The sequence below is a fragment of the Streptomyces sp. NBC_01320 genome, from assembly GCF_035974375.1.
GTDB lineage: Bacteria > Actinomycetota > Actinomycetes > Streptomycetales > Streptomycetaceae > Streptomyces > Streptomyces yanii.
Window position 1 is genome coordinate 8005158 of the sequence record NZ_CP108390.1, and the last position, 26353, is coordinate 8031510.

General features: G+C 70.1%; 17 protein-coding genes. 9 read left to right on the top strand and 8 right to left on the bottom strand.

Features of this window, described 5'->3' with window-relative positions; genetic code table 11:
* The first annotated feature begins 43 nt into the window (after window positions 1–43).
* Window positions 44–3034, top strand: coding sequence for a bifunctional [glutamine synthetase] adenylyltransferase/[glutamine synthetase]-adenylyl-L-tyrosine phosphorylase (locus OG395_RS36460; protein ID WP_327246735.1), 2991 nt, complete (start codon window positions 44–46; stop codon window positions 3032–3034).
* 90 nt (window positions 3035–3124) lie between these two features.
* Here OG395_RS36460 and OG395_RS36465 read toward each other — a convergent pair whose 3' ends face one another.
* The gene (locus OG395_RS36465) at window positions 3125–4045 is read right to left on the bottom strand and encodes a phosphatase PAP2 family protein (protein ID WP_442818634.1); all 921 of its coding nucleotides are present in this window, start codon (window positions 4043–4045) and stop codon (window positions 3125–3127) included.
* An 89-nt stretch (window positions 4046–4134) separates the two neighbouring features.
* Entirely contained in the window at window positions 4135–5202 is a 1068-nt protein-coding gene (locus OG395_RS36470) for a LacI family DNA-binding transcriptional regulator (protein WP_327246737.1), read from the bottom strand.
* A 407-nt stretch (window positions 5203–5609) separates the two neighbouring features.
* Here OG395_RS36470 and OG395_RS36475 point away from each other — a divergent pair, with 407 nt between their 5' ends.
* The 8 genes from OG395_RS36475 (at window position 5610) to OG395_RS36510 (ending at window position 19871) form a co-directional block, all read left to right on the top strand.
* On the top strand, window positions 5610–6884 hold the full coding sequence (locus OG395_RS36475) for an extracellular solute-binding protein (protein ID WP_327246738.1): 1275 nt from the start codon (window positions 5610–5612) through the stop codon (window positions 6882–6884).
* Window positions 6885–6905: 21 nt separating this feature from the next.
* Window positions 6906–7922 carry a carbohydrate ABC transporter permease gene (locus OG395_RS36480; RefSeq protein WP_327246739.1) on the top strand — a complete coding sequence of 339 codons (1017 nt, stop codon included), beginning with the start codon at window positions 6906–6908 and terminating at the stop codon, window positions 7920–7922.
* Window positions 7919–8803: a sugar ABC transporter permease gene (locus OG395_RS36485; RefSeq protein ID WP_327246740.1), complete on the top strand. Its 885-nt coding sequence runs from the start codon at window positions 7919–7921 to the stop codon at window positions 8801–8803. The genes OG395_RS36480 and OG395_RS36485 overlap by 4 nt, the downstream gene beginning before the upstream one ends.
* A 106-nt stretch (window positions 8804–8909) precedes the next feature.
* Window positions 8910–10586 (top strand): glycoside hydrolase family 13 protein, encoded by a 1677-nt coding sequence (locus OG395_RS36490; protein ID WP_327246741.1) that lies wholly within the window; start codon window positions 8910–8912, stop codon window positions 10584–10586.
* A complete protein-coding gene (locus OG395_RS36495; RefSeq protein ID WP_327246742.1) occupies window positions 10571–11629 on the top strand; it encodes a LacI family DNA-binding transcriptional regulator in 1059 nt (352 codons plus the stop codon). Before OG395_RS36490 ends, OG395_RS36495 begins: the two co-directional genes overlap by 16 nt.
* 471 nt (window positions 11630–12100) lie before the next feature.
* Window positions 12101–13807, top strand: coding sequence for a carbohydrate-binding module family 20 domain-containing protein (locus tag OG395_RS36500; RefSeq protein WP_327246743.1), 1707 nt, complete (start codon window positions 12101–12103; stop codon window positions 13805–13807).
* A 221-nt stretch (window positions 13808–14028) separates the two neighbouring features.
* On the top strand, window positions 14029–19341 hold the full coding sequence (gene pulA, locus OG395_RS36505; RefSeq protein ID WP_327246744.1) for a pullulanase-type alpha-1,6-glucosidase: 5313 nt from the start codon (window positions 14029–14031) through the stop codon (window positions 19339–19341).
* A 179-nt stretch (window positions 19342–19520) separates the two neighbouring features.
* Window positions 19521–19871 (top strand): 5-carboxymethyl-2-hydroxymuconate Delta-isomerase, encoded by a 351-nt coding sequence (locus OG395_RS36510; protein WP_327249567.1) that lies wholly within the window; start codon window positions 19521–19523, stop codon window positions 19869–19871.
* A 12-nt stretch (window positions 19872–19883) separates the two neighbouring features.
* Here the strand turns inward: OG395_RS36510 and OG395_RS36515 are convergent, their stop codons facing one another.
* The 6 genes from OG395_RS36515 to OG395_RS36540 all read right to left on the bottom strand — a co-directional run bounded on the left by OG395_RS36515 (window position 19884) and on the right by OG395_RS36540 (window position 26261).
* Window positions 19884–20606 carry a TetR/AcrR family transcriptional regulator gene (locus OG395_RS36515; protein WP_327246745.1) on the bottom strand — a complete coding sequence of 241 codons (723 nt, stop codon included), beginning with the start codon at window positions 20604–20606 and terminating at the stop codon, window positions 19884–19886.
* 64 nt (window positions 20607–20670) lie between these two features.
* Window positions 20671–21213, bottom strand: coding sequence for a hypothetical protein (locus tag OG395_RS36520; RefSeq protein ID WP_327246746.1), 543 nt, complete (start codon window positions 21211–21213; stop codon window positions 20671–20673).
* A gap of 63 nt (window positions 21214–21276) precedes the next feature.
* Complete coding sequence (locus OG395_RS36525) at window positions 21277–22356, bottom strand: PDR/VanB family oxidoreductase (RefSeq protein ID WP_327249568.1); 1080 nt, start codon at window positions 22354–22356, stop codon at window positions 21277–21279.
* A gap of 8 nt (window positions 22357–22364) precedes the next feature.
* Window positions 22365–23270 (bottom strand): metal-dependent hydrolase, encoded by a 906-nt coding sequence (locus OG395_RS36530; protein WP_327246747.1) that lies wholly within the window; start codon window positions 23268–23270, stop codon window positions 22365–22367.
* Between the two features lie 293 nt (window positions 23271–23563).
* A complete protein-coding gene (locus OG395_RS36535; protein WP_327246748.1) occupies window positions 23564–23920 on the bottom strand; it encodes a hypothetical protein in 357 nt (118 codons plus the stop codon).
* 385 nt (window positions 23921–24305) lie between these two features.
* On the bottom strand, window positions 24306–26261 hold the full coding sequence (locus OG395_RS36540; RefSeq protein ID WP_327246749.1) for a hypothetical protein: 1956 nt from the start codon (window positions 26259–26261) through the stop codon (window positions 24306–24308).
* Between the last annotated feature and the right edge of the window lie 92 nt (window positions 26262–26353).

Genomic DNA, 26353 nt, shown 5'->3' on the forward strand with positions numbered 1-26353 from the left:
GGAATGCTGGGACGGGAACGAGCGGCGAGCAGGAGAGCACGGAATGACGACGGTGCCGGGGCGCAGAAGCAGTATGTTCACCCGACTGCTGCGGCACGGTTTCACCGACCCCGCCGCCGCCGAGCGGCTGCTCGACCTGCCCGCCCTGGCGTCCGTGCGCACCGATCCGGTGCTGCTCGACGCGCTCGGGGCGACCGCCGACCCCGATCTGGCGCTGCGCGGACTCGTCCGGCTGGTGGAGGCGGAGGACGCCGCCGAGCGGCAGATGCTGCTGGACACGCTCGTCTCCGCCAAGCCGCTGCGGGACCGGCTGCTCGGGGTGCTCGGGGCGTCCGAGGCGCTCGGCGACCATCTGGCCCGGCACCCCCGCCACTGGCAGGCGCTCGTCATGTACGAGGCGACGGACCTGCACCCCGGGGTCGCCGAATTCGAGCACGAGCTCGGGGGCGCCCACGACCCGGACACGCTGCGCATCGCCTACCGCCGATGCCTGCTGGCCATAGCGGCCCGGGATGTGTGCGGTACGAGGGACGTCGCCGAGACCGCCGCCGAACTCGCCGACCTGGCGACCGCGACCCTGCGGGCCGCGCTCGCCATCGCCCGGACGGCCGCACCCGCCGACGCCGCCCTGTGCCGGCTGGCGGTCATCGCGATGGGCAAGTGCGGCGGGCACGAACTGAACTACGTCTCCGACGTCGACGTCATCTTCGTGGCGGAACCGGTCGACAGCTCGGAGGAGAGCAAGGCCATCCAGGCCGCCACCCGGCTGGCCGCGCACATGATGCGGATCTGCTCCGAGACGACCGTCGAGGGCACCATCTGGCCGGTCGACGCCAACCTCCGTCCCGAGGGCCGCAACGGACCGCTGGTACGGACGCTCTCCTCACATCTCGCGTATTACCAGCGCTGGGCCAAGACCTGGGAGTTCCAGGCGCTGCTCAAGGCCCGGCCGGTGGCCGGAGACCCCGAACTGGGTGCGGAGTACGTCGAAGCCGTCTCGCCGATGGTCTGGCAGGCAGCGGACCGGGAGAACTTCGTCGGCGACGTACAGAAGATGCGCCGCCGCGTCGTCGACAACATCCCCGCGGACCGTGTCGACCGCGAGATCAAGCTCGGGCCCGGCGGGCTGCGGGACGTCGAGTTCGCCGTACAGCTGCTGCAGCTCGTACACGGCCGCAGCGACGCGACCCTGCACAGCGGCTCGACCCTGGACGCCCTGCGGGCGCTCGCCGAGGGCGGCTACGTCGGCCGGGTGGACGCCGCGCAGTTCGACGACGCGTACCGCTTCCTGCGCGCCATGGAGCACCGCATCCAGCTCTACCGGCTGCGCCGCACCCACCTCGTGCCGGAGGACGAATCGGATCTGCGGCGGCTCGGGCGCTCCCTCGGGATGCGTACGGACCCCATCGCCGAGATCAATCAGGCGTGGAAGCGGCACGCGTCCGTGGTGCGGCGGCTGCACGAGAAACTGTTCTACCGTCCGCTGCTGGACGCCGTCGCCCAGCTCGCACCCGGCGAGACCCGGCTCAGCGCGAAGGCCGCCGAGGTCCGGCTCGAAGCGCTCGGATACGCCGATCCGACCACCGCGCTCCGGCACCTGGAGGCGCTGTCCTCCGGGGTGTCCCGCAAGGCAGCGATCCAGCGGACCCTGCTGCCGGTGCTGCTCGGCTGGTTCGCGGACTCCGCCGACCCGGACGCAGGGCTCCTCGGCTTCCGCAAGGTGTCCGACGCGCTCGGCAAGACCCCCTGGTATCTGCGGCTGCTGCGCGACGAGGGCGCGGCTGCGGAGAACCTCGCCCGCGTCCTGTCGGCCGGCCGGCTCGCCCCCGACCTGCTGCTGCGGGCGCCCGAGGCGGTGGCGATCCTCGGCGACCCGCAGGGGCTGAAGCCGCGCAGCCGCAATCACCTGGAGCAGGAGGTGCTGGCCGCGGTGGGGCGGGCCGAGGACGCGGAGTCCGCGGTCGCGGTGGTCCGCGGTGTGCGGCGGCGCGAACTGTTCCGTACGACGGCGGCGGACCTCATCGGCTCGTACGGCACGGAGGAGAACCCCGCGGAACCCGACCACGGCGCACTCGTCGACCGGGTCGGCAACGCGGTCACGGACCTGAACGCGGTCACCATCGCGGGCGCGCTGCGCGCCGTCGTACGCGAACAGTGGGGCGACACCCTTCCCACCAGGTTCGCCGTCATCGGCATGGGCCGCTTCGGCGGTCATGAACTCGGTTATGGATCCGATGCCGACGTCCTGTTCGTGCACGCACCGCGCGAGGGCGTCGACGAGCAGGAGGCGGCCCGGGCCGCCAACACCGTCGTCGCCGAGATGCGCAGACTGCTGCAGCTGCCCACCGCCGACCCGCCGCTGATCATCGACGCGGATCTGCGGCCTGAGGGCAAGAGCGGACCGCTGGTGCGCACATTGAAGTCGTACGACGCGTACTACCGGCGCTGGTCGCTGGTCTGGGAGAGCCAGGCACTGCTGCGCGCCGAACCCATGGCGGGTGACGCGGACCTCGGCCGCGCGTTCATCGAACTGATCGATCCCCTGCGCTACCCGATGGAGGGGCTGGGGGAGGACGCGGTCCGCGAGATCCGCCGCCTCAAGGCCCGGATGGAGTCCGAACGGATGCCGCGCGGCGCCGATCCGACGCTCCACACGAAGCTGGGCAGGGGTGGGCTGAGCGACGTCGAGTGGACGGTCCAGCTGTTGCAGATGCAGCACGGCTGGGTGGAACCGGGGCTGCGCACGACCCGCACGCGCGAGGCGCTGGCCGCGGCGTGCGCGGCGGAACTGATCTCCGGCGAGGACGCACAGACGCTGGACGAGGCATGGGTACTGGCGACCCGGGTCCGTAACGCGGTGATGCTGGTGCGCGGACGCCCGGCGGACACGTTCCCTTCGGGGCCGCGGGAGCTGACGGCGGTGGGGCGGTACCTGGGGTACGAGCCGGGGCACGTGGGGGACATGCTGGACGACTATCGGCGGATCACGCGGCGGGCACGTGCGGTGGTGGAGGAGCGGTTCTACGGGGCGTGAGGGGACGGGGCGGAAAGACGTCCTCACATGCCGGACGGGCTCGTACGGCCGGCACATTCGAGCCCGTCCTGCGAGGGAGACCGGAGGCGTTCACCGGCGCACCGCTGCCTCCGTGGCCGGGTGGCTCGCCCGGATCGGCGTCCCCGCGCTCAGCCCTGCCAGGCGTGCCCGCCCCCGCGGCACCTGCACCCGCTTCGGGAGGTGGTGCGGCAGCGCCCCGTACCAGGCGTACGACACCGCGAAACCGAATGTCAGGCAGGCCATGCCGCCCACCGCGTCGAGCCAGAAATGGTTGGCCGTCGACACGATCACGACCAGGGTGACCGCCGGGTACAACAGGCCCAGGATCCGCGCCCAGGGCGCGGAGGCCAGCGCGAAGACGGTCAGCCCGCACCACAGCGACCAGCCGATGTGCATCGATGGCATCGCCGCGTACTGGTTCGACATGTTCTTGAAGTTGCCCGAGGCCATCGAACCCCAGGTGTGGTGCACCAGCACGGTGTCGATGAAGTGTCCGCCGTTCATCAGACGCGGCGGCGCGAGGGGAAACAGGTAGTAACCGAGCAGTGCGACACCCGTCGTTGCGAACAGCACCATACGGGCGGCCGCGTAACGGCCTGGATGGAAGCGGAACAGCCACACCAACACACCGATGGTGACGATGAAGTGCAGTGTCGCGTAGTAGTAGTTCATCGAGACGATCAGCCATGTCACGGAATTCGCCGCGTGGTTGACCGTCTGTTCGACGGCGATGCCCAGGAACTTCTCCACCGACCAGAGCCGGTCGGCATTCGCCAGGGCTGCGACCTTCTGCTCGGGGACGGCGTTGCGCACCAGCGAGTAGAGCCAGTAACTGACCGCGATCAGCGCGACTTCGAACCAGATGCGCGGCCTACCGGGAGACCGCAGCGAGCGCAGTCTCGCGAGCCTGTCGTTCGGCCTCGCCTCGAGGGCCGCCTCGTCCACGATGGGTGACGGGGGGGCCGCCGTTCGGCCTTCCTGTGACTTCACGCTCAATTCACCCATAGGCATCGATTCTGCCAGATACGTCTCTCTGCCCGATCATCCTCCGGTCGGGTTCCGGCTGCACATGATGCACCCTACGGGCGGGCGTGCGACCCTGGGGCCGTTCCGGAAGCGGAAGCCGGATCCGGGCCGGGACCCGCGGCAGTTGAACCCCGTACGACCAGTTCCGGCATGAAGACGAACTCGCTGTGCGGAGCCGGCGTGCCACCGATCTCCTCGAGCAGGGTACGGACCGCGGCCTGACCCATCGCCGTGACCGGCTGCCGGATCGTCGTCAGCGGCGGATCGGTGAACGCTATGAGTGGCGAATCGTCGTAGCCGACGACCGACAGGTCGCGCGGCACCTCCATCGACAGCCTGCGCGCGGCCCGGATCGCTCCGAGCGCCATCATGTCGCTCGCGCACACCACCGCCGTGCACCCACGCTCTATCAGTGCGGAGGCGGCCGCCTGGCCACCCTCCAGCGTGAACAGCGAGTGCTGGATCAGCGCCTCCACCTCGTCCGAGGTGAGGTTCAACTGCTCCTGCACGGTGGCGCGGAAACCCTCGATCTTCCGGAGTACGGGAACGAAACGCTTGGGCCCGACCGCAAGACCGATCCGCTGATGGCCGAGCGACACCAGATGCGTCACCGCGAGTCGCATCGCCGCCCGGTCGTCGGGCGAGATGAAGGGTGCCTGGACTTTCGGCGAGAATCCGTTGACCAGGACGAAAGGGACGCCCTGGGCGCGCAGTTGCTCGTACCGCTGCATATCGGCCGAGGTGTCGGCGTGCAGGCCCGAGACGAAGATGATGCCGGAGACGCCACGGTCGACGAGCATCTCGGTGAGTTCGTCCTCGGTGGAACCGCCGGGCGTCTGTGTGGCCAGCACCGGGGTGTAGCCCTGCCGTGTCAGCGCCTGGCCGATCACCTGGGCGAGCGCCGGGAAGATGGGGTTCTCCAGCTCGGGCGTGATCAGCCCGACCAGCCCCGCGCTGCGCCTGCGCAGCCGTACCGGCCGTTCGTAGCCGAGGACGTCGAGCGCGGCGAGTACGGATTCGCGGGTGGCTGCAGCAACACCTGGTTTGCCGTTCAGTACACGGCTGACCGTAGCTTCGCTGACCCCCGCCTGAGTTGCGATATCGGCAAGCCGTGCGGTCATGGAAGTGGACTGTACCGGGCGTATGTCGGATTGCCCACCATGCGCAGGAATCGGGCGACCGGACCCGTACGGCCAGGCGCGGCAACCGCGTGCGCCGGTGAGCGGCCGCGACCCGGAGCGTCGTCGCGGACAGGGCTGCCGCAACATCTTGCAAGGACTTGCGAAGGCGTCGCGCTGCCCGCAGTCGGATCGTCGCACTGCGGAATCGGTCGCTCGTGCCTTCTGCTGCCAGGGCTGGGCCGTTCTCGTCAAGAGGCTTGACGGCAACCTTGAGGACACGCGAATGTAACGATCGTCGAAGCTTGCAGAAATCTTCCGCAAGGTCTTTCGGCCCTCTTTCATCCTTGTTACGTTCACGTCGACCCGGCGCCGCGACGGAGCGGTACGGCAGTTGAAGGAGTTCACAGATGCGACGTGGCATAACGGCCACCGCCCTGGTCGCGGCCCTGGCGCTCGCGGCGACCGCCTGCGGCAGTGAGGACAAGTCCGACGGCACCAGCAAGGGCTCGGGCGAGCTCTCCGGGACCGTGACGTGGTGGGACACCTCCACCGTGGGCAGCGAGGACAAGGTCTTCAAGAAGATCGCCGAGGACTTCACCAAGCAGCACCCGAAGGTCCATATCAAGTACGTCAACGTGCCCTTCGGTGACGCGCAGAACAAGTTCAAGAACGCCGCCCAGTCAGGCTCCGACGCACCCGACGTCATCCGCTCCGAGGTCGCCTGGACCCCTGAGTTCGCGGACCTCGGCTACCTGGCCCCGCTCGACGGCACCTCCGCGCTGAAGAACCCGGGCGACTTCCTGAAGCAGGCCGCCGCGTCCACCAAGTACAACGGCAAGACGTACGCGGTGCCGCAGGTCATCGACTCCATGGGCATCTTCTACAACAAGAAGATCTTCAAGGAGGCCGGCGTCGAGGTTCCCACCACCGTGGACGAGCTGAAGACCGTCTCCAAGAAGATCAAGGACAAGACCGGCAAGACCGGCATGTACCTGCGCGGCGACGACGCGTACTGGTTCCTCTCCTTCCTCTACGGCGAGGGCGGCGACATGGTCGACGCCTCCACCAAATCCGTCACCATCGACAACCCCGAGGGCGTCAAGGCGATGAAGGTCGTCAAGGACCTCGTCGACTCCGGTGCGGCCAAGACCGATGCCACGGACGGCTGGGACAACATGCAGTCGTCCTTCAAGGACGGCAAGGTCGCCATGATCATCAACGGCCCGTGGGCCGTCGCCGACACCTACGCCGGCAAGGAGTTCAAGGACAAGGCCAACCTGGGCATCGCCCCGGTCCCGGCCGGCTCCGCCGCGCAGGGCGCTCCGCAGGGCGGTCACAACCTGGCCGTCTACGCGGGCTCCAAGAACCTCGACGCCTCCTACGCGTTCGTCGACTACATGACGTCCGCGGACACCCAGGCCAAGGTCACCAAGGAGCTGAGCCTCCTGCCGACCCGTACCTCCGCCTACACGAAGGAAGAGGTCGTCGACAACGAGATCGTCGGCTTCTTCAAGCCGGTCGTCGAGACCGCCGTCGAGCGCCCCTGGATCCCGGAGACCGGCAGCCTCTTCGCCCCGCTCGTCACCGAGTACACCAAGGTCCTGACCGGCCAGACCACGCCGGAGAAGGGCGCCAAGGCCACCGGTGACTCCTACCGCAAGCTCCTCAAGGGCTGGAAGTAACTCAGGAAGGCAGGCCGACTGATGGCTGTCCACACCAGCCAGTCGGTGGCGAAGGCCGCGGACGACGACGTCGTCCGCGGCCGGAGCCGCGGTACTGGTAACCCTCCACCACCGAGCAGGCTCCGTCGGGCGCTGTCGACCCACTGGTACGCCTGGACCATGGTCGCCCCGGTCGTCGTCGTGATCGGCGTGATCATCGGCTACCCGCTCGTCCGCGGCGTCTACCTGTCGCTGACCGACGCCAACGAGCGCAACGTCGCACGGTCCATCGGTGTCAACCACATGCCCGCGACGTACAAGTTCGTCGGCCTGGACAACTACGCCGACGCACTCACGGGCAACCAGTTCCTCGGCACGCTCGGGTGGACCCTGGTGTGGACGGTCTCCTGCGTGAGCATCACGTTCGCCCTCGGCATGGCCCTCGCCAATATCCTCAACCGCCGGATCGCCGGCCGCTCCGTGTACCGGATGGCGCTGATCCTGCCCTGGGCCATTCCCGGATTCGTCTCCGTGTTCGCCTGGCGCTTCCTCTACAACGAGGACCGCGGGCTGCTCAACAAGATCCTCTCCGGCGCCGGTATCGACGGCGTCCCGTGGCTGAACGACCCGACCTGGGCGAAGTTCGCCGTCATCGCCGTCAACGTCTGGCTCGGCGTGCCGTTCATGATGGTCGCCCTGCTCGGCGGTCTGCAGTCCATCCCCAGCGAGCAGTACGAGGCCGCCGAGATGGACGGCGCCACCGCCTGGCAGCGGTTCCGCCACATCACGCTGCCGGGTCTGCGGCCGGTCTCCACCACGGTGATCCTGCTGTCGACCATCTGGACCTTCAACATGTTCCCGGTGATCTTCCTGCTGACCCGCGGAGGACCCGGCGAGGCCACCCAGATCCTGGTCACCCAGGCGTACAAGTTCTCCTTCGAGATCAGCCCCCGCGACTTCGCGCAGTCCTCCACGTGGGGCGTGCTGATCCTCGTCCTCCTGATGCTCTTCGCCGCGGTCTACCGGCGAGTCCTCCGCACGCAGGGAGATAACTGGTGACCACCGCCCCCGCACCCACCGCGCACCACTCGGCGCGCAAGGCCGAGGTCCGGCTCCGCGGCGAACGCTCGCCGCTCGCCTCCGTCGGACTGCACCTCACGCTGATCGTGGCGTCCGTGATCGCCGTGTTCCCCGTGCTGTGGGTCCTGCTGACCTCGCTGAAGCCCGCCGCGTACGCGACGACGACGGACTTCTTCAAGGACACGACCTTCGAGAACTACACCGGCCTGATCAAGGACACCGAGTTCCTGACCTGGTTCGGCAACTCCCTGGTCATCGCCGGGCTCACCACCGTCCTCGGTGTCTTCGTCTCCGCCACCACCGGCTACGCCGTCAGCCGCTTCCGGTTCCCCGGCAAGCGCGGGCTGATGTGGACGCTGCTGATCACCCAGATGTTCCCGGTCGCCGTCCTCATCGTGCCGATCTACAACATCATGTCGGGCCTGGGACTGCTCAACCAGCCCGCCGGTCTCGTCATCACGTACCTCACCATCGCGGTGCCGTTCTGCGCCTGGATGATGAAGGGCTTCTTCGACACCATCCCGCGCGAGATCGACGAGTCGGGGCAGGTCGACGGCCTCACCCCGTTCGGCACGTTCTGGCGGCTGATCCTGCCGCTCGCCAAGCCCGGCCTCGCCGTCACCGCGTTCTACTCCTTCATCACCGCCTGGGGCGAGGTGGCATACGCCTCCGCCTTCATGGTCGGCGACGAGAACCTCACGCTCGCCGGCGGACTGCAGAAGTTCGTCAACCAGTACGGAGCCCAGTGGGGGCCGATGACCGCCGCGTCCGTGCTCATCGCGATACCCGCGGCCCTGGTCTTCCTCTTCGCCCAGCGCCACCTGGTGACCGGCATGTCCGCCGGAGCCGTCAAGGGCTGACGTACGCAGCAGCACGACCGTACGACCGCACGCACCAAGTCACGGCGGCGCCGGATCCCCGACCCGGTCCCGGCGCCGCTCCCCACCCAGACACCCCAGGGACGACATGACCCAGCACCTCGCTGCCCCCTCCACCGGCACGTCCGACGACGCTCCGGGCCACCGCACCGGCTGGTGGCAGGACGCGGTGATCTACCAGGTCTATCCGCGGAGCTTCGCCGACGGCAACGGCGACGGCATGGGCGATCTCGCAGGCGTACGCGGCAGACTCCCGTACCTCAAGGACCTCGGCGTCGATGCGGTCTGGCTCAGCCCGTTCTACGCGTCGCCGCAGGCGGATGCGGGGTACGACGTCTCCGACTACCGCGCCATCGATCCGATGTTCGGCACGCTGCTGGATGCCGACGGGCTGATCCGGGACGCCCACGACCTGGGCCTGCGGATCATCGTCGACCTGGTGCCCAACCACTCCTCCGACCAGCACGAGTGGTTCAAGCGCGCCCTCGCCGAGGGCCCCGGCTCCGCGCTGCGCGAGCGCTACCACTTCCGCCCCGGCAAGGGCGCGGACGGTGATCTGCCGCCCAACGACTGGGAGTCCATCTTCGGCGGACCCGCCTGGACCCGGACCACCGACCCGGACGGCACCCCCGGCGACTGGTACCTCCACCTGTTCGCCCCGGAGCAGCCCGACTTCAACTGGGAACACCCGGCCGTCGCCGACGAGTTCCGCTCCATCCTGCGGTTCTGGCTCGACATGGGCGTCGACGGCTTCCGCGTCGACGTCGCCCACGGCCTCGTCAAGGCCGAGGGGCTGCCCGACCTCGGCACCCACGACCAGCTCAAGCTGCTCGGAAACGATGTCATGCCGTTCTTCGACCAGGACGGGGTGCACGAGATCTACCGCTCCTGGCGCACCATCCTCGACGAGTACCCCGGCGACCGTATCGCCGTCGCCGAGGCATGGACCCCGACCGTCGAGCGCACCGCCAACTACGTGCGCCACGACGAGATGCACCAGGCGTTCAACTTCCAGTACCTCTCCACCGCCTGGGACGCCGCAGAGCTGCGCAAGGTCATCGACGGCTCGCTCGACGCGATGCGCCCGGTCGGCGCCCCCACCACCTGGGTGCTCTCCAACCACGACGTCACGCGGCACGCCACCCGGTTCGCCAACCCGCCCGGCCTCGGCACCCAGATCCGCACCGCCGGGGACCGCGAGACGGGGCTGCGCCGGGCCCGCGCAGCCAGCCTCCTGATGCTGGCGCTGCCTGGATCCGCGTACGTCTACCAGGGTGAGGAACTCGGCCTGCCCGACGTCACCGACCTGCCCGACGAGGCCCGCCAGGACCCGTCGTTCTTCCGCGCCGACGGCCAGGACGGCTTCCGCGACGGCTGCCGGGTGCCGATCCCGTGGACCCGCGACGGCAGCTCGTACGGCTTCGGCACCGGCGGCAGTTGGCTGCCCCAGCCCGACAGCTGGGCCGAGCTGAGCGTCGAGGCGCAGACCGGCGAGGCGGGCTCCACCCTGGAGATGTACCGGGCCGCGCTCGCCGCCCGCCGGGTGCACCGGGGGCTCGGCGCCGGGACCGCCGTGGAGTGGCTGGACGCCCCCGAAGGGCTGCTGGCCTTCGCCCGCCCCGGCTTCGTCTGCACCGTCAACACGACCGGCCGGCCGGTCCGCGTCCCGGTCCGCGGCCAGGTGCTGCTCTCCAGCAGCCCCGTCGTCACCGACGGCGCGGAGATGGAGCTGCCCGCGGACACCACGGTGTGGTGGACGGTGTGACCGTCCCTCTGCCCAGGGCCGGCGGTGCGCCGAGGCTCTCGGACATCGCCGGTCAGGCCTCGGTCAGCGAGGCGACCGTCAGCCGGGTGCTCAACGGTAAACCGGGCGTCGCGGACACCACGCGTCAGCGGGTGCTCGCGGCGCTCGACATCCTCGGCTACGAGCGTCCCGTGCGGCTGCGGCAGCGCAGCGCCGGGCTGATCGGACTGGTGACCCCCGAGCTCACCAACCCGATCTTCCCGGCGTTCGCGCAGTCCGTCGAACAGGTCCTGGCCGGGCACGGCTACACCCCGGTGCTCTGCACCCAGCTGCCCGGCGGCGCCACCGAGGACGAGCTCGTCGAGCAGCTCGTCGAACGGGGCGTCGGCGGCATCGTCTTCCTCTCCGGACTGCACGCCGACCTGTCGGCCGACCCCGCCCGGTACGCCGCGCTCACCGACCGCGGCGTCCCGTTCGTCCTGATCAACGGTTACAACGAACGGATCAGCGCGCCCTTCGTCTCGCCCGACGACACCGCCGCAGTCCGGATGGCCGTCGGTCATCTCGCCGAACTCGGCCATCGCAGGGTCGGCCTGGCCATCGGACCGCAGCGCTATGTGCCGTCCCGCCGTAAACGGGACGGTTTCCTCGACGCCGCGGTGAACCTGCTGGGACTGGACCGCGCCGAGGCCGAACTCCTCGTCTGCTCGACGCTGTTCAGCGTCGAGGGCGGCCAGGTCGCGGCCGGGGCGCTGCTCGACCAGGGGTGCACGGGCATCGTCTGCGGCAGCGACCTGATGGCGCTGGGCGTGGTGCGCGCCGCCCGGGACCGTGGGCTCGACGTGCCGCGCGACGTGTCCGTGGTCGGCTTCGACGACTCCCAGCTGATCGCGTTCACCGATCCGCCGCTGACGACGGTGCGGCAGCCCGTGCAGGCGATGGCGGCGGCCGCGGTCGGGGCGCTGCTGGAGGAGATCGGCGGCAGCCCCGTGCAGCGCACGGAGTACGTGTTCCAGCCGGAGCTGGTGGTACGGGGGTCCACCGCGGCGGTCCGCACCGCCTGATGGTGCGTGCGGCATGCGCAGAGGTCCTGGATCCGGAGGGGGATCCAGGACCTCGTCGTCTCTGGGTACGAGGACAGGCCGACGTACAGGAGAGGCACCGGGAGTCGGCCCTGAATGGGCCGGCGGGGAGTGAGCGACTCCGGGTGCCTCTCTTGTCCGTGACCGGCCCGGCCGGCCGGGCGCGTGGGGCCCGGGTTACCGGGACCCCCGACCGACCGGACCGGAGTCGGGAGAAACGTAACAGCGCTGCAATGTTTTGCGTAAGACCTTGCAGAAAGAAAACTGCAGCATTTCGCGGATGTAGGCGGGTGGTGTCCAAAGGGTTGACCGGAACCTGACGGGCTCGTACGGTCTCCCCGCGGCAAGGTTTGCATTCTTGCAGCAAGAACCTTCAGGAGCCTTGAGGGCAGGGCGCGTTGCCACGTGAGGCTGCACCGTCACCCGCATTTCCCCCACAGCAGGAGGAAAGACATGGCACGCAGGCACCTGTCTGCAGCGCTCGCCCTGATAGCAGGCGCCGCCGCTCTCGTGGCCCCCACCACGACCGCCCAGGCGTCCACGCCGGGCGACAAGGACGTCACCGCAGTCCTCTTCGAGTGGAAGTTCGACTCTGTCGCGAAGGCGTGCACGGACTCCCTCGGTCCCGCCGGCTATGGCTACGTGCAGGTCTCGCCGCCCCAGGAGCACATCCAGGGCAGCCAGTGGTGGACCTCGTACCAGCCCGTCAGCTACAAGATCGCAGGACGGCTCGGCGACCGCACCGCCTTCGCCCACATGGTCAGCGCCTGCCACAGCGCGGGCGTCAAAGTCGTCGCCGACTCCGTCATCAACCACATGGCGGCAGGATCCGGCACCGGCACCGGCGGTTCCTCGTACACGAAGTACAACTACCCCGGCCTGTACTCCTCCTATGACATGGACGACTGCACCGCGCAGATCAGCAACTACCAGGACCGTGCCAACGTCCAGAACTGCGAACTCGTCGGGCTCGCCGACCTCGACACCGGTGAGGACTACGTCCGCGGCAAGATCGCCGGATACCTCAACGACCTGCTCTCCCTCGGAGTCGACGGCTTCCGCATCGACGCCGCCAAGCACATCCCCGCGAACGACCTCGCCAACATCAAGTCGCGGCTGACCGACTCCGGCGCCTACTGGAAGCAGGAGGCGATCTACGGGGCGGGCGAAGCGGTCTCGCCCGACGAGTACGCCGGCACCGGTGACGTCCAGGAGTTCCGCTACGCCCGCAGCCTCAAGCAGGTCTTCAACAACGAGAACCTCGCCTACCTGAAGAACTTCGGCGAGGGCTGGGGCTTCATGACGTCATCGAGGACCGCGGTCTTCGTCGACAACCACGACACCGAGCGCGGCGGCGACACGCTGAACTACAAGGACGGTGCCAACTACACCCTCGCCAACGTCTTCATGCTGGCCTGGCCGTACGGTTCGCCCGACATCCACTCCGGCTACGAGTGGTCCGACAAGGACGCGGGGCCGCCCAACGGCGGCACGGTCAACGCCTGCTACAGCGACGGCTGGAAGTGCCAGCACGCCTGGCCGCAGATCTCCTCCATGGTGGGCTTCCGCAACACCGCGCGCGGTGAGGCCGTCACCAACTGGTGGGACAACGGCGGCGACCGGATCGCGTTCGGCCGCGGCGCCAAGGCGTACGTCGCCATCAACCACGAGAGCTCGTCGCTGACCCGTACCTTCCAGACGTCGCTGCCCGCCGGTGACTACTGCGACATCCAGTCCGGCAACGGTGTCACCGTCAACGGCTCCGGCCAGTTCACCGCGACACTCGGCGCCAACACGGCCCTCGCGCTCCAGGTGAACGCCCGTACCTGCACGGGCGGCGGTACGACGGACCCGGGCAGCAGCACCTCCGGAGCCTCCTTCGGCGTCAACGCCACCACCCAGCTCGGCCAGAACATCTACGTCGTCGGCAACCAGTCCGCGCTCGGCAGCTGGAACACCGACAGCGCGCTCAAGCTGGACCCGGCGACCTACCCGGTCTGGAAGCTCGACGTGAGCATGCCCGCCGGGACGTCGTTCGAGTACAAGTACATCCGCAAGGACGCGAGCGGCGCCGTCACCTGGGAGAGCGGCGCCAACCGCACGGCGACGGTTCCGTCGACCGGCAAGGTGTCGCTGACGAGCGACGTCTGGCGGAGCTGAACCCGATACCCGGGCCGGGGCAGCTGATCACAGCGTCCCGGTCCGGGTGCTGAACCGGGGCCCGGTGCCGCATCGGGGATCCTGCGGCGTCCGAGGAGACGCCCTGGTGCACCCCGTCCCCTGGTGCACCCCGTCCCCTGGTGCACCCCGCCCCCTGGGCCCCCACGCCTCCGTCCACCCCGAGAACCCTGCAACCCCCGCAACCAAGGAGACCCTGCCCCGTGTCCCGTACCCTCCTCCGACGGGGAGCCGTAGCCGCACTGTGCGCGGCGCTCCTCCCCGTCGTCCCGGCGGCAGCCACCTCCGCCGCGCCGAGACCCCCGGGCCCGCCGTCGGACGCCCGGCTCGCCGCCGAGCCCGCCCGGCACGACCTGACCCGCGAGCAGTTCTACTTCGTCATGCCCGACCGGTTCGCCAATGGAGACACCTCCAACGACCGCGGCGGACTCACCGGTTCGCGCCTGGAGACCGGTTACGACCCCACGGACAAGGGGTTCTACCAGGGCGGTGACCTCAAGGGCCTGACCAACCGGCTCGACTACATCAAGGACCTCGGCACCACCGCCATCTGGCTCGCCCCGATCTTCAAGAACCGCCCGGTCCAGGGCGCCGGAAAGGATGCCTCGGCCGGCTACCACGGCTACTGGATCACCGACTTCACCCAGGTCGACCCGCACTTCGGTACCAACGCCGACTTGTCGAAGCTGATCGACAGGGCCCACGCCAAGGGCATGAAGGTCTTCTTCGACGTCATCACCAACCACACCGCGGACACCGTCGACTACGCCGAGAAGAAGTACGGCTACAAGCCGAAGGGCGCCTACCCTTACCTCGACAGGGACGGCCGCCCCTTCGACGACAGCAAGGGCCTGGCGAAGGTCGACGCCGACTCGTTCCCGTACACCCCGAAGAACACCGGAACGAAGATCCCGTCGTGGCTCAACGACCCGACGATGTACCACAACCGCGGCGACTCGACGTACGCAGGCGAGTCCACCACGTACGGCGACTTCTCCGGGCTCGACGACCTGTGGACCGAGCGGCCCGAGGTCGTCTCCGGCATGGAGAAGATCTACGAGAAGTGGGTCCGTGACTTCGACATCGACGGGTTCCGGATCGACACGGTCAAACACGTCGACCTGGACTTCTGGACCCAGTGGGCGACCGCCCTCGACGCCTACGCCGCCCAGCACGGACGTGACGACTTCTTCATGTTCGGCGAGATCTACTCCGCCGACACCGCCATCACCTCCCCGTACGTCACCCGGGGCAGGCTCGACGCGACGCTCGACTTCCCGTTCCAGGAAGCGGCCCGGCAGTACGCCTCGCAGGGCGCTCCGGCCTCGAAGCTCGCCGCTGTCTTCGGCGACGACTACCGCTACACCACCGACAAGGCCAATGCCTATGAGCAGGTGACCTTCCTCGGCAACCACGACATGGGCCGCATCGGCGCGTTCCTGAAGCAGGACAACCCGAAGGCCGACGACGCCGAGCTGCTCGACCGGGCCCGCCTCGCCAACGAGCTGATGTTCCTCAGCCGCGGCAACCCCGTCATCTACTACGGCGACGAGCAGGGCTTCACCGGCGCGGGCGGCGACAAGGACGCCCGCCAGACCATGTTCGCCTCGAAGACCGCCGACTACCTCGACGACGACGAACTGGGCACCGACCGTACGCATGCCTCCGACGCGTACGACACCGGCCACCCGCTGTACCGGAACATCGCCGCACTCTCCGAGCTGACCAAGGAGAACGCGGCCCTGCGTGACGGCGTCCAGACCGAGCGGTACGCGGAAGGCTCCGTCTACGCGTTCTCCCGTACGGACCCCAAGCGCGCCAACGAGTACGTCGTCGCCACCAACAACGGCACCGAGGCGAAGACCGTCGAGCTGTCCACCGAGTCGGCCGCGATGAACTTCCGCACGCTGTACGGCGGTTCCGGTACGGTCCGCAGCGACGCCGACAAGAAGATCACCGTCACCGTGCCCGCCCTCTCCAGCATCGTGCTGCGTGCCGAGAAGCCTCTTGGCGCCCCGGCCGCCAAGCCCTCGATCACGCTGAAGGCGCCCGCGGCCGGAGCCACCGGCACCGTCGACATCTCCGCGGACACCGACGGCGGATCGCTGAACCGGGTCGTCTTCGCCGCCCAGACCGGCAATGGCAGGTGGGTCACCCTCGGATCCGCCGACCACGCCCCGTACAGGATCACCCAACACCTGGACGACACCGTGGCGGCAGGAACGCCGCTGCGCTACAAGGCCGTTGTGGTCGACCGTGCCGGACGCACCGCGAGCGCCCTCGCCTCGACGACCGCGGGCCGGGCCCCGGTGGCCGAGAAGCCCGTCGCCGTCGAGCGCGACTACGCCGTCGTCCACTACAAGCGCGCGGACGGCGACTACGACGGCTGGACGATCGAGTCCGGAGACAAGTCCGCCGAGTTCACCGGGCGCGACGCCTACGGTGCCTTCGCCTGGATCAAGCTCGACGAGGGCACCTCCTCCGTCCCGTACACGGTCGAGAAGGACGGCACGGCCGACGGTCCGCAGCGCACCGTCGAGCTCGCGAAGACCGGACAGGTCTGGATCGAGCAGGGCAAGGACGGTCAGTCGGACACGGCCCCCGAGGGCGCCTACCCGGCGCAGGACAGGACGAAGGCCGTCCTGCACTACCACCGCGCCGACGGCAACTACGACGGCTGGGGACTGCACACCTGGACCGGCGCGAAGGACCCCACCGACTGGGCGAAGCCGCTCCAGCCGGTGAAGAAGGACGCCTACGGCATCACCTTCGAGGTCCCGCTCACCGACGGGGCCACCTCGCTCAGTTACATCCTTCACAAGGGCGACGAGAAGGACCTCCCCAGCGACCAGTCCCTCGACCTCGCCACGTACGACCACGAGGTGTGGATGGTCGCCGGACAGCCCGGCTACCTGCTGCCGCAGACCGGCGGTATGCCCGCTCCCGACCTCACCAAGGCCGAGGCGCAGTGGATCGACTCCGGCACCGTCGTCTGGAAGGTGAAGGCCACCGACGCCACCAGCGAGCAGCTCGTCTATGCGAAGGACGGCGGGATCTCCGTCGCCGACGGCGCCCTCACCGACGAGGGGCAGTGGCTGCGGCTCAGCCCGTCCGCGCTGACCGACGCGCAGAAGGCGAAGTATCCCCACCTCAAGGACTACCCGGCCTTCACCGTCGACCCGCGTGACCGGGACCGGGTCCGCGAGGCGCTGCGCGGCCAGCTGATCGCCACCCAGCGCGCCGCCAACGGCGCCCTGCTCGCCGCCACCGGCGTACAGAGCGCGGGTGCGCTCGACGACCTGTACGGCAAGAACGCGAGCACCGCCGCGCTCGGCCCGGTCTTCGACCACGGCCGGCCCACGCTCTCCGTCTGGGCCCCCACCGCGCAGACCGTCGCCCTGGAACTCGACGGTAGGAGCGTCCCGATGCGGCGCGACGACCGCACCGGCGTCTGGTCGGTCACCGGCACCGCGAAGTGGACCGGCAAGCCGTACCGCTTCCTGGTGAAGGTGTGGGCGCCCACCGTCCAGAAGATCGTCACCAACAAGGTCACCGACCCGTACTCCACCGCCCTGACCACCGACTCCGCCCGCAGCCTCGTCGTCGACCTCGACGCCCCGGGGCTCGCACCGAAGGGCTGGGCCGGGCTGAGGAAGCCCGCCGCCGTCCCGCTTCGCGACGCCCAGATCCAGGAGCTGCAGATCCGCGACTTCTCGATCGCGGACCCCACGTCCCAGCACCCCGGCGAATACCTCGCCTTCACCGACACCCGCTCCGACGGGATGAAGCACCTCAAGGAGCTCGCCGACTCCGGCACGAGCTACGTCCATCTGCTGCCCGCCTTCGACATCGGCACCATCCCCGAGAAGAAGTCGGCCCAGCAGAAGCCCTCCTGCGACCTGTCCGTGTACGCCCCCGACTCCGAGGAGCAGCAGGCCTGCGTGGCGAAGGCCGCCGCGAACGACGGGTTCAACTGGGGCTACGACCCGCTGCACTACACCGTCCCGGAGGGCTCGTACGCCTCCGATCCGAACGGCACCAGGCGCACCGTCGAGTTCCGTCAGATGGTCCAGGGGCTGAACGGTGCCGGACTGCGGACCGTCATGGACGTCGTCTACAACCACACCGTCGCCTCCGGCCAGGACGACAAGTCCGTCCTCGACCGGATCGTGCCCGGCTACTACCAGCGGCTCATGGACGACGGCACCGTCGCCACGTCCACCTGCTGTGCCAACACCGCGCCCGAGAACACCATGATGGGCAAGCTGGTCGTCGACTCGATCGTCACGTGGGCGAAGGAGTACAAGGTCGACGGCTTCCGCTTCGACCTGATGGGGCACCACCCCAAGGCCAACATCCTTGCCGTCCGCAAGGCGCTCGACGCGCTGACCGTGGCCAAGGACGGCGTCGACGGGAAGAAGATCATCCTGTACGGGGAGGGCTGGAACTTCGGTGAGATCGCCGACGACGCCCGCTTCGTCCAGGCCACCCAGAAGAACATGGCCGGCACCGGCATCGCCACCTTCTCCGACCGGGCCCGGGACGCCGTCCGCGGCGGCAGCCCGTTCGACGAGGACCCCGGTGTCCAGGGCTTCGCCAGCGGCCTCTACACCGACCCCAACTCCTCGACCGCCAACGGCACCCCGGCCGAACAGAAGGCCCGGCTGCTCCACTACCAGGATCTGATCAAGGTCGGCCTGACCGGCAACCTCGCCGATTACACCTTCACCGACTCCTCGGGCCGTACGGTCAAGGGCTCCGGCGTCGACTACAACGGGGCCCCCGCCGGATATGCAGCGGTCCCCGGCGACGCCCTCGCCTACGCCGACGCCCACGACAACGAGACGCTGTACGACGCCCTCGCCTTCAAGCTCCCGGCGGGCACCTCGGCCGCCGACCGGGCCAGGATGCAGGTCCTGGCGATGGCGACCGCCACGCTGTCGCAGGGCCCGTCGCTCTCCCAGGCGGGCACGGATCTGCTGCGCTCCAAGTCGCTGGACCGCAACTCGTACGACAGCGGCGACTGGTTCAACGCACTGCACTGGGACTGCCGGGACGGCAACGGCTTCGGCCGCGGACTGCCGCTCGCGGCCGACAACAAGGCCAAGTGGTCCTACGCCAAGCCGCTGCTGACCGCCACCGCGCTCAGCCCCGGCTGCGCACAGATCGACGGCGCGTCCGCCGCGTACCAGGACCTGCTCAGCATTCGCACGACGGAGAAGGAGTTCAACCTTTCCACCACCGAGCAGGTGCAGTCCGCCCTGTCGTTCCCGCTCTCCGGGAAGGACGAGACGCCCGGGGTCATCACCATGCGCCTCGGGAAGCTGGTGATCGTCCTCAACGCGACCCCCGGCACCGAGCACCAGCAGGTGGCCGATCTGGCCGGGAAGGACTACGCCCTGCACCCCGTCCAGGCCGCGGGGGCGGATCCTACTGTCAAGAAGGCCTCGTACGAGAGGAGTTCGGGAAGCTTCACCGTCCCGGGACGCACGGTGGCCGTGTTCTCCCTGCGGTGACCCGTACCGGACCACGTTGAGGGCAGCCGCCGGGGAGTGAGCCGCATCGCGCACTCCCCGGCGCGTCCCTCCCACCACCTCGGGGGCCCAGGGTGAGCAGCGAATTCCCTTGTGCGGTCATGGCGATCACCGTAAAGGTGAGCTCTGACAACGGTCCGTACCGCACCCCGGAGCCCCAGATGCCGCAGATCACCGTCGACTACTCCGCCGAACTCGACGACACCTTCGACCGCCGCGGCTTCGCGCTCGCCCTGCACCCGCTGGTCGCCGAGACGGTCACCACGAAGGTCGCCGCCTGCAAGACCCGCTTCCGTCGGGTCGACGAGTCCGTCGTGGCCGACGCCGTCACCGGCGACGCCATCCTGCACATCTCGATCGGCCTGCTGCCCGGCCGCTCCGACGAGATCAAGGCACAGCTCACCGAGTCCGTACTGGAGCTGCTGGCCGCGCACATCAAGCCCGCCGACGACCTCACGGTCCACGCCTCGGCCGAGACCCGCGACCTGGACGCGTCCTACCGCAAGCGCTGACCCGTACCGTCGTCAGGAAGGCCGCTGCGACGGCACAGCCGGTACGGCGGGCGAGAAGGCGGAGAGCCGCGCCAGCAGATCTCCGAACGGCCCGTCGACCGGCTCCTCCGCGAGGACCCGCAGCACGATGCCCGCCATCTCCGCGTCGTACGCCGCACTCACCGCGGCCAGCGCCGCGAAGTCGTGCACCAGCTGCATCTCCAGCTCCGCGCGCGGAATCCGCCGCCCGTCCAGCCAGATCAACGCCGTCGACTCGGCCAGCGACACCCACGACCGTACGACCAACTCCAGCCGCGCCGGGGGCTCCTCCACCCCCAGGTGGGCGAGGATCTGCTCGTACGCCGCCTGCCGCACCCCGTCGATCATCGCGTTCGCCGTCGACGACCCGACTGCGGGCCCGCCCCGCATCAGCGCGGAGAACCCGGGCCCGTGCTCGTCCACGAAGTCGAAGAACCGTCCCATGACCCGCAACAGCCGTTCCCCCAGGGGGCCTTCACGCGGCTCCAGGAACCGGCCCGCCAACTCGTCGGCCGCCCGCCGCAGTGCCGCCTCGTACAGGCTCTGCTTCCCCGGGAAGTAGTGGTAGACGAGCGGCCGGGAGATCCCGGCGGCGGCAGCGATCTCATCGATGGAGACGTCGTCGGGGGCGCGATGGCTGAACAACTCCAGCGCGACACCGATCAACTGCTGCCTGCGCTCATCGACGCCCATCCTGCGCCGCACCCCGGTCGTCATGGCACCAGCGTACCGACCGGGGCCTGGACGGGGCTCGGTGGTGCACCGGACCGATCCTGCCGGCCTACCTCAGGCCGTTCCGCTGCATCGGCCGGCCGACGCCGTGGACGCCCACCTTGGGCTGCACGCTTCCCCGGGTGTTGCGGGCGGGCACCACCCGTACGGCACGCGCCTGGGTCTGGAGGCTCTTCGACTCGTCGAGCAGCTTCTGAGCCTGGCCGGCGTCCTGGGCTCCCAGTGCGTCCATCATGGTCACCATCGCCTTGCCCCACAGTGCGGTGGCGTCCGGCCAGGAGGCGGCGGCGGTGGTGAAGCCCTGCTCGACTGCTCTGCCGCGGATGACGGCGGGTGCCTGCTCGATGCGCTCGGCGTAGGCACGCAGGTCCGTCAACGCCTCCGTCTTCCGCCCGGCATTCCAGTCCGCCCAGAAGGCGGCGATGCGGCGGGCGAGTTCGGGGGCCTGCCGCTGCCAGGGGGTGGCACCGAAGGTCGGCGCCATGTGCTCCAGATCACCGAAGACGAGCAGGGCGTCGGTGGCCCGCGGGTCGCCGCCCGCGAGACAGGCCATGGCGCGCGGCCAGCTGGTCCGCGCGTCGTACGCGGGCAAGGGGCGCGAGGCGGGCGAAAGATCGACCCGCGGCGAGCGGGCGGGCCACGCCCCGAACTCCCCCTACAGGTCCAGCACCAGCCGCTCCCCCCGGCACCGCGACACACAGATCAGCATGGAGTCGTCGCGCTCCGCGTCCGTCAGGAGTTCGTCGCGGTGGTCGATCTCGCCTTCCAGCACGCGCTGTTGGCACGTTCCGCAGAAGCCCTGTTCGCAGGAGTACGAGACATACGGGAGTTCTTCGCGGACCGCGGCCAGGATCGACTGGCCTGCCGCGACCCGGACCGTACGCCCGGTGCGGTGCAGCTCAACCTCGAAGGCGCCGGAGCCGGCCGGTGATGTGGCCGCTGCCGTGAAGCGTTCCAGGTGCAGGGTGCAGTCGGCCGGGAGCGCGGCGGTGACCGCGTCCATCAGGGGTTCCGGGCCACAGCAGTAGACCGCTGTGCCGGGCGCGAGGCCGGTGACGGCCGCCGCCGCGTCCGGGTGGCCCGACTCGTCCTCCGGTACGAGCGTGACGCGGCGGCCTTCCGTGCCGAGCTTCTCGATCTCGTCCAGGAACGGCATCGAGGCGCGCGTGCGACCTCCGTACAGCAGCCGCCAGTCGGCGCCGGAGGCGGCAACCGCCCGCAGCATCGGAAGGATCGGGGTGATGCCGATGCCGCCCGCGACGAAGACGTACGCGGGGGCTTCGGCGACGAGCGGGAAGCGGTTGCGAGGGCCGCGGATCTCGATCTCCTCGCCCTCGTGGAGCTGGGCGTGGACCTCGCGCGAGCCTCCGCGACCGTCCTCGACCAGGCGGGTCGCGACCGTGTACGTGTCGGGGTCGGCCGGGTCGCCGCAGAGCGAGTACTGGCGTACCAGGCCCGACGGGAGTACGAGGTCCAGGTGGGCGCCGGGCTGCCAGGTGGGCAGGTCCGGTCCTTCCAGGCGGAGTTGGACCACGCCGTCCGCGGGCGCGGTGCGTTCGGTGATCAGCAGTCGGCGGGTGGTGGTGGAGCGGCGGCCGGACTGTCCCGAGACCGGTTCCTCCAGGGCCGGCAGCGGCCACAGCGGGGACTTCTCGATGCGGCGCTGCAGGGCGCGCCTGGCGAGCAGTGCGGCACCGGTGACAAGGAGGACGGTGCGCAGGCGGGGGCGGGGCATGGCCATGGTCAGTGGGTTCCCGTCATACGGGCCTCGGCGGCCAGTGCCGCGGGCGAGTGGGCGAGATAGTCGATGGCCTGCGCCGTACTGCCCTCCTGGGAGGGGTGGTAGGTGTGACTCAGGTAGCGCGGGATGGAGCGCAGCAGGGCGGGAGTGGAGGGCAGTGTGCCGCGCTTGCCGCTGTCGTAGAACGCCTTGAACGACGCCTTGCCGTCGAGCAGGCTGGGGTCGTTCCCCATGAAGAAGCGGACACCGCGCTGCCAGAGGAAGAGCAGGGCGGAGAAGGCCATCCCCCAGGTGCGAACCCGGCGCCGGTAGCCGCCGTCGACATGCATGAAGACCTCGAAGGCCACCGAGCGGTGCTCCACCTCCTCCGCGCCGTGCCAGCGCAGCAGGTCCAGCATCGTGGGATCGGCGCCCTTGCGGTCCAGCGCCTCGGAGTTCAGGATCCAGTCGCCGAGGAACGCCGTGTAGTGCTCGATCGCCGCGATGATCGCCACCCGCTCCATCAGCCACCACGTGCGGGCGCGGCCCGGCGGCAGCGTCCGGTCGCCGAGCAGCTTCTCGAAGAACCAGTCGACCTGTGCGGTGTACGGGGTCGGGTCGAGCCCGAGCTTCTTCAGATGGGGGAGGACGTCGTCGTGGGCCTGGGAGTGCACGGCTTCCTGGCCGATGAACCCGATCACATCCTGCCGCAGCTGTTCGTCATGGATGTACGGCAGCACCTGCCGGTACACGTGGATGAACCAGCGCTCCCCGGCCGGGAGCAGCAGATGGAGCACATTCATCGTGTGCGTGCTGAAGGGGTCGCCCGGCACCCAGTGGAGAGGAGTCCTCTCCCAGGCGAACGAGACCTTGCGGGCCTTCAGCTCGGTTCGCTCCGACGCGACCGCCGCTGGCTGCGTGTTAGACATGCTGTCAATGTACTGATGGGTACGCGGAGGGAACAGGGGCGTGCGGCGAATTCCTGCAGCCGCTGATCGGTGGGTGGCGGAGGGCGCTGTCCGTCGTGTTCGGTGAGCTTCCGACAGCGATCGAGCGCCTGCTTCGGCCAGGTCGCGCTCGATCCATGACGAGAGCGTCGCCCAGCGACTGCCGTCGGTTGGCTCCCGGGCCGCGCCCAGCCGGGGCGCAGATGTCGGGCCCGTGGCGGCCCTCCTCGACGGAGGGCGCCACGGGCCCAGTTCATACTGCGGTTCGGATCGGATCAGCGGGAACGGTACTCCCGGTACCGGTCCTGGTCGTGGCCCCAGCGGCCGCGGTCACGGTAGTCGTGGCCCCAGCGCTCGCGGTCACGGTAGTCGTGGCCCCAGCGCCCGTGGTTGCGGTGGTGGCCCCAGCGTCCGTGGTCGCGGCGGTCGTGGCCCCAGCGCCAGTCGTCCCGGCGGTCGTGGCCCCAGCGCCAGTCGTCCCGGCGGTCGCCATCCCCGTGCCGACCGTCACTGGCCTGCACGGAGTGGGCACCGCCGGCGGCGCCGGGGGCAGCGGCCTGAGCTGCGCCGCCGCCGCCCAGCACGACGACGGCGGCCACACAGACCGCGGCAGCGAAGCGGGAAACATGCATAGAGATCTCCTGTCGCAGCAGACGCCGATGCGCCTGCTCGGATTGGACACCGCAACCGTCGCCCCCCGAGGACCGTCGACGACCGCGCCACGCGCTCCAAGACACCCGATCTGCTGCAATGCCGCCGATCGTGGAACCGAGTGCTGTAGGCAATTCGTGTACCCCCCATCCGTCCCCCCCGTTCCCTCCCGTGACCGTTGCCATCCACCCCTCGACACCCCCTCCCACGTGCAGGTTCCCCACCGAGGTATCGGGGGCGCGCACGTCCGGCAGTGACTGCGCGTCCTGATTCCGCGGGCACGCCGGAGGGTCCGTCGCCGGGCACCGTGAACCGGCCGAGCGGAGGATCACGGCGTGCATCGCGGGATACGGCACGGCGGCATGGTCAGCGCAGAGCGCCCACCCGCCTCCCGTCCGCCAGTAGCCCGTCCAGCCGCGCCCGATCGCCCGCCCGTGCCCGTACCGCGAGCAGATGCCCCTGCGCCCGGCCCTCCACCCCGCCCGATATGGTCAGCGAGGCGAACTCCGTGCTGCCCGCCGCCAGTACGTACCACCGGCCGCCGTGCGACTTCCACAGCACGCCCGCCAGCACCCGCGGATCCCGCTCCCCGCAGGCGGGCGAGTCCTCCGCGCGCGCCGCCACCGTCCCGGGCGGCACCGCACCACCGGCGGCGGACTGCGCCGACGGGGCCTGGAACTGGGCGAGGACCCTGCTTCCCGAGCCGCGCCAGGTCTCCGCCCGGGTGCACAGCCACTGCGCGAAGCCATTGCCCTCGGGCAGCCACTGCCGCGCGTACGGCCAGGAGTTCACCGAGCGCACGCCGCGCGATCGCACCGCGGTCAGCAGGCAGGCGGTCCGCGCCCAGCTCTCCCGCTCCGCCCGCCCGGACACGTCGTGCGGCGCCGACGGCGGCCCGGAGGTCAGCCGGGCCGGGGCGAGTTCGCCGAGGTCCGTCAGCAGACGTGTCGCCGTGGCGTCCTGCATTTCGACGGCGGACCAGGACCGGCAGTCCCCGGCCGTCCGCGGGCTCGCCAGCACATCGGTCACGCCGTTCCGGTCGCGGTGCAGCGGCCGGGCGGCCCGGCCGGGGGCGAGCAGATCCCGTAGGGACACCTGCCGCACCCAGGGAGCCGTCAGATAGCGGACCGTGCCGCCGCCACGGCTGACGATCAGAGCGTCGGCGGAGGACGCGTCCGCACTGTCGACACGGGCGAAGTCGAGCGCCGCGCCCCGTGCCGGATCGGCGTCGCGAGCCTCCGCGTACCGCACGATGCGCAGCCCGTCGTAGAACAACACCACCGCGGCCGGTCCCACCTCGCCCGCGTACAGCAGCTGCGGGGGGCCCATCGGCGGCCCGACCGGCGTCCCGGGCGTCGTGGACGACCGGACGGCGGGGCCTGGACGCGCCCAGACGGCGAGTGCGCGCCGCAGCAGCCGGGTGTCGTCGGTACGGTCGCCGCGGGTGGGCCAGGCGGTGAAGTCGGTCCGGGGCGAGCGCTGCCAGTACCAGGATGGCACTCTGGCCAACGCGGCGGGTTCCAGGGCCTGTTCGGCCGCCGGGTTGCGGGAGTACAGCGGCGCGGACGCCAGGTCCCGGCCCCAGCCGTTGCCCGGAAGCCCCAGCAGCGCCCCGCACACCAGGAGAGCGGCGACCGCCGCGAGCGCCGCTTTCGCGTGCCGGCGGCGGCGCAGCAGATCAGGCGGGCGGGCCTGCAGGGAACAGGGGTCGAACTCCGTGGAGTCCAGGAGCGCGTAGGGCGCAGCCACCGCGTCCGCCTCCGTCAGCGCCGTGTGCGGGTCCGCCACTCCTGCGGCGGCGAGCACCCGACGTACCTCCCCGGCGGCGAGGCCCTCCAGGCCGCGCAGGACGTACGCCGCGCGCGCCGGCCCGGAGAGCGCCGACAGCGCCTGGTCCAGGGCGAGTTCGTCCGCACCTCCGGAGTGCGGGAACAGGCGCAGACCCCACACCAGAGGGAGGAGCGGCGGGAGCTGCGACCGGCGCGGCCAGGCCAGTCGACGCAGCGGGCGGCCCGCCTCCAGGGCGGTGCTCACCACCCGCTGCCGGACGTGCGCATAGCCCGGGTCGACCACCGTCCCATCGGCGGGGCGGCGGGGGAGAGGGACGCGGTCGTCGGCCGTGAACGCCGTCCGGCGCCCCAGCGGCAAGGACCGCTGGGCGAGGGAGTGCGCCGTCAGGACTCGGCGGTTGCGGCCGAGGGTGGGCGGCAGGACGAGGTAGCCGAGCCGGACCAGTCGCGGATAGTGCTCGACGAGCGCCGCCTCGGCCTGCTCCACATCGACCGGAGCGGTGGCGGACGGTTCTTCTGGCAGTGGGCGCACATTCAGCTGAACGAGCGAATCGTGCGATGGTCACCCCGGCCCGCGAACGGTTGACTCGGATCGGGCCGTTCGGCCGCGCGACGGAGTGCGAA

Bases quoted from the DNA above. Each gene is read 5' to 3' on its own strand.
- OG395_RS36460 (WP_327246735.1), top strand. From the start codon at position 44: ATGACGACGGTGCCGGGGCGCAGAAGCAGTATGTTCACCCGACTGCTG.
- OG395_RS36470 (WP_327246737.1), bottom strand. From the start codon at position 5,202: ATGACCGCACGGCTTGCCGATATCGCAACTCAGGCGGGGGTCAGCGAA.
- OG395_RS36475 (WP_327246738.1), top strand. From the start codon at position 5,610: ATGCGACGTGGCATAACGGCCACCGCCCTGGTCGCGGCCCTGGCGCTC.
- OG395_RS36480 (WP_327246739.1), top strand. From the start codon at position 6,906: ATGGCTGTCCACACCAGCCAGTCGGTGGCGAAGGCCGCGGACGACGAC.
- OG395_RS36490 (WP_327246741.1), top strand. From the start codon at position 8,910: ATGACCCAGCACCTCGCTGCCCCCTCCACCGGCACGTCCGACGACGCT.
- OG395_RS36500 (WP_327246743.1), top strand. From the start codon at position 12,101: ATGGCACGCAGGCACCTGTCTGCAGCGCTCGCCCTGATAGCAGGCGCC.
- OG395_RS36510 (WP_327249567.1), top strand. From the start codon at position 19,521: ATGCCGCAGATCACCGTCGACTACTCCGCCGAACTCGACGACACCTTC.
- OG395_RS36515 (WP_327246745.1), bottom strand. From the start codon at position 20,606: ATGACGACCGGGGTGCGGCGCAGGATGGGCGTCGATGAGCGCAGGCAG.
- OG395_RS36525 (WP_327249568.1), bottom strand. From the start codon at position 22,356: ATGCCCCGCCCCCGCCTGCGCACCGTCCTCCTTGTCACCGGTGCCGCA.
- OG395_RS36530 (WP_327246747.1), bottom strand. From the start codon at position 23,270: ATGTCTAACACGCAGCCAGCGGCGGTCGCGTCGGAGCGAACCGAGCTG.
- OG395_RS36535 (WP_327246748.1), bottom strand. From the start codon at position 23,920: ATGCATGTTTCCCGCTTCGCTGCCGCGGTCTGTGTGGCCGCCGTCGTC.